Source organism: uncultured Bacteroides sp. (assembly GCF_905207245.1).
GTDB lineage: Bacteria > Bacteroidota > Bacteroidia > Bacteroidales > Bacteroidaceae > Bacteroides.
In genome coordinates, this window is sequence record NZ_CAJLKP010000165.1 from 1 (window position 1) to 4,204 (window position 4,204).

General features: G+C 44.2%; 2 protein-coding genes. Both read right to left on the reverse strand.

Translation table 11 applies throughout. From position 1 onward, the window contains the following. Positions 1-1,154: 1,154 nt before the first annotated feature. A complete protein-coding gene (locus tag QZ135_RS24575) occupies positions 1,155-2,144 on the reverse strand; it encodes a lipoate--protein ligase (protein ID WP_294615726.1) in 990 nt (329 codons plus the stop codon). Between the two features lie 444 nt (positions 2,145-2,588). Then, the gene (locus QZ135_RS24580) at positions 2,589-3,782 is read right to left on the reverse strand and encodes a CaiB/BaiF CoA-transferase family protein (protein WP_294615728.1); all 1,194 of its coding nucleotides are present in this window, start codon (positions 3,780-3,782) and stop codon (positions 2,589-2,591) included. Positions 3,783-4,204 lie beyond the last annotated feature (422 nt).

The following is a 4,204-nucleotide window of genomic DNA, read 5'->3' on the forward strand; positions in this document are numbered from 1 at the left end:
TTTCACCGCATGGCATCTAAACCTGTTTGTTAACTTGGAGCTGCTGGGCGGATTCGAACCGCCGACCTCATCCTTACCAAGTGATAAAAAGGCCTCCGGCCGTTGGTATATAAGGCTTTGCGGGCGTTTTTACCGCAAAAAGGATGAGGTCGAAAACTCTTTGTTCCATGTGCTCCGTCCGTTCGTTTCCCCGTGTGGGTCAGGGTGTGGGTCAGCACCGGTGTGGGGCAACTTTCGGCAGCGTGGAAATCATTGTGTTTTTCACTACTGTAGGCAATAAGAGAATACTTTGGTAAAAGCATAGAGCCACCAACGGAGAACTCCGTTCCCGTCGGGTGGCTCTTTCGTTTTGCGGTAAGTTTTTCGTATGGGTCAAAATGTGGGTCAAGCAGAGAATGCGGGACGGATATTCTGTGGAATACTGGATTTCTCCTCCTGCTGTTTTGCCTAAGTGACACGGGTTACTTCTTCCACGAAATAGCGCTCTTTCTTGGTCGCCGTATAATAGTGGATGCCAAATTGCTGGCAAATATCAAACAGCAACTCCGTATAAGCCATGCTGCCTGCGGAGGGCGATGAAAAATATCCGCCAGCCCCCAGCTAAATCATCAATTTTCTTTCGTTCGGGTACCATATTCAAGTATCCTTATCTTCCAGACATTTTGAAGACAGCAATAATATACCACAAACATGAGTGTTTCACAAATGATTACGCTACTCATATTTTGCGCTGCAGAAAACAAAGAGAAATCGAATGAGACTGATTTCTAATGGAAGTAAAATTCCCCGCGCAAGATTGGCTTTAACAAAGAGAAATCCGCCGCCAGCAAAGCAATGTGATTACCATTTTGCCAGCGACGGCTTTGTCTATTTAACTCATTGGATTACAACGCATTATAACGCAATAGTAGAGGTATTGCTATAATGGCAAGGTCGTCAGAGTATTAATTGCCCTGTATATTCATCATTTGTTCCGACTATCTGTGTCAGATGGGTGATCGGCCCCGTGTCAGAGTGATACCAGTAATTTATAAATTTTTAGAGCAACCAGTACAATTTCGAGCATTATAAGCCGAAGTGCCAATACAAGCCATATTCTGCGTTTGAAGGACACTTTGCGTAGCCCCCCTCTCGACTGTTATGTGCAAAATTTGTCAGAGGTTCTGTGAGCGAATCAACGCACATATGTCAGTTCTGATTTTATCTGAAATTTCTGTGGCGTTCACAGCACAACACAATGCGTCGGCAGAAAAAGTGCAGCCTTTCAGCGCACATTCTATAATGGAAGCCAGATCTGCATCCATCGAGTCAGTATATACCGATATATCATGGCACATGCCGTCCTCTACTCGTAGTTGCAGATTGACCTCTCCCCACGAGAATTTGTCACCACATGAGAAATCAAATGCCAGATTGTGCCCGTATATCCAGTCATAGCTGCTGAACTCCGCCTGGAATTTATCCAATATAGACTGGTCAAAATCTTCTTCATGTAATGGAACGGATGTAAGGTCATAGACAATTTCAAACGCCTTATTCATAACAGCGGCCATTGTCGCAACTGTCAGTCCCGGGCACAGTTCTCTTAGGTTTACTACACGGGCACGAACAGAGTTCACACCGTTACTGGAAACTTTTGCTTGTGATGGGCTGAGGTAGCGACTCATTTTAGACATATCGGCGTTTATTAACAGCGTACCATTGTGAAATGCTTTTCCGTTGTGGGAATAATAGGAGTTACCAGAAAACTTTCGCCCATCGGCCAACAGATCATTGCGCCCGGACAGTTCAGCTCGGATACCCAGCAAGCGGCAGGCTGTGAGTAGGACTTGCTGCTGACGCGAAAGATCATAATTCTCTTCGCTGACACTAAATGTAAAATTCAGATTACCCAAATCATGAAATACAGCGCCACCGCCAGATAAACGACGAGCAAGATTACCTCCCTCGTGCTCTAAAAGACCCGTGCGGCATTCTTTCCAAGCATTTTGATTACGGCCAATGACTACGGTATTTTCATTTTGCCACAGATAGAGAATGCAGGATGCATTGTCTACCACTTTTTCGGTAAAATAACGCTCTGTTGCCAAATTTTGATAGGGGCTTGTACTGCTTCCGCAGTATGTATATAATCGTCGAATCATTCCCGCCTCCTAATTACCTGTGAGAGGTCATCGTCCAACAGTAAACAGAGAGCGCATTATGTTCTTGATTGTACATATTTTTCTCCTTGAATATCTGCTTTGCTCGTGTAGCATAAAAGCACAGAATCGTCTGAGCTTGACGTTTTGGCTGTATTGCCTGAAAGCTTGTAGTGAAAGACTACACTGTCAAATTAGAATGTCTCATTTTGATTTGCGACAAAGATAAAACCGCATATTGCACCTGCGTGTCCCTCTTCGTCTGTTTAGCGACTACAGCAGCATGGAATACAGTCAACATCTGCCATGCAGACATTTCATATTCCACACTGCTGTAGGGTTCTTCATAAAAAATGAGAAAGGTTTTTGTAAGATTTCCCACAAATGTCAACTGGCTTGATTATAACACTGCGTAAAAGCTGAGCTGCATATCATATGAAAGACTCATTAAATATCTTGATTTTCTAATAGCTGCGCCAATTCAGTCTCACTGTGACCAAGTAGATCACAATAGATTTCTTTGTTGTGCTGGCCCAACTCAGGTGCAGGTTCAAAGCCCAATTCATCATCGGAGAAACACAGCGGCGTTCCAGGAAAAGTAACGGGCCCAAGTCCGGACACGTTTAGCTTAATGGTAGCATTGCGAGCGTATGTGGCGGGAGAAGCCATTACGTCACTTAAATCTTTAATTTTACCGCCAGGAATGCCAATGCGGTCAAAAATCTCATCCCATTCCGCTCCGGTTTTCGTTTGCATAAGGCGATCCACTGCACCGTTAATTATATCGTAATTCTCAGGCTTCAACCGTTCAGCGTGATCCTTATATCGAGGATCATGAAGAATTGGGTCGTCAGTTATGGTCAGGAGGCGTTCAAACAAGCTGTCCTGCCCTGCGAGACAAATGACCTTACCGTCCTTGCAATTAAACTGACCAGCAGGACAGTCATAAGCGTTCTTGGTAGAGTTGCGGGTAATAATGCCGGATTGGTCAAAGAAGGGAATGAACGTGTTCAGTGCAAACAGACAACTATCATACATAGCGGTATCAATATACTGTCCTTTGCCCGAGGCCTCGCGGCGATGGAGAGCTGCCAGAATCGCAATAGTAGCCCACATGCCAGCCATGATATCGATAAACCAGATACCACCTGTGATACGGGGGCCTTCTTCACTGCGATTGATGTCCATAATACCGGATGACGCAGCCATGATGGAGTCAAATCCAGGCCGCATATAGTAGGGGCTGCCTTTCCCATAACCATTGATAGAGGCCATAATCAGTCGAGGATTCAACTTGTGAACGGTTTCCCAATCCAACCCCATCTTCTCCATGGTGCCGGGGCGGAAATTCTCGATAAGTACGTCAGATTTTTCAATTAACTCACGCAACAACTTTTTTCCTTCGTCACTGCGGAAATTGATTGTCACACTTTTTTTGTTGCGGTTCTCCGTAGGATAATACAGGTTGACGCCCTTGTATTCTTCGCCGCTGTGGCGAGTATCATCGCCCCAGATACGTTTTTCGACTTTAATGACCTCCGCACCTAAGTCGCCTAGTGTCATACCGCAAGTCGGGCAAGAAATATGGCGGCCCAGATCAAGGACACGAATGCCAGACAGAGGACCCTTATTCGCACTCATAACAGGTCAGCTCCTTTCAATTTCGTTTTGTATTGTTGTGAAAACACTCAATTTTGTTTGGATTAGCTAAATCCTTGTCAGTGATTATAATTGATGTCTCCGTTTTGTACAATTCATATTTTCGGAGTGATTAATCGGTATTTCTCATAAAGATGTATCTATGGCAAGTGCTAGTGGTTTGCCTAGTTTAAAAGGTATATATCTCTTGATAGTTCACCTTAATCGAAAAAGCAAATAATTCGTATTCAAAATGCAAATTGACAATATGTACAAAAAAAGCTACAATGACCGCAAAGTTGATCCTTGTTGTTACATGTGGTCACATGCATCCGAATTATTACAGATTTTGATTGACAGGAGGTACCAAATGGACTTTCAACTGAGCAAAATGCACCTGCTGCAGCAGGAATTGTTCCGTAAAT

Excerpts from the sequence above, each read along its gene's own strand:
- QZ135_RS24575 (WP_294615726.1), bottom strand. The coding sequence starts at position 2,144 with ATGATTCGACGATTATATACATACTGCGGAAGCAGTACAAGCCCCTAT.
- QZ135_RS24580 (WP_294615728.1), bottom strand. The coding sequence starts at position 3,782 with ATGAGTGCGAATAAGGGTCCTCTGTCTGGCATTCGTGTCCTTGATCTG.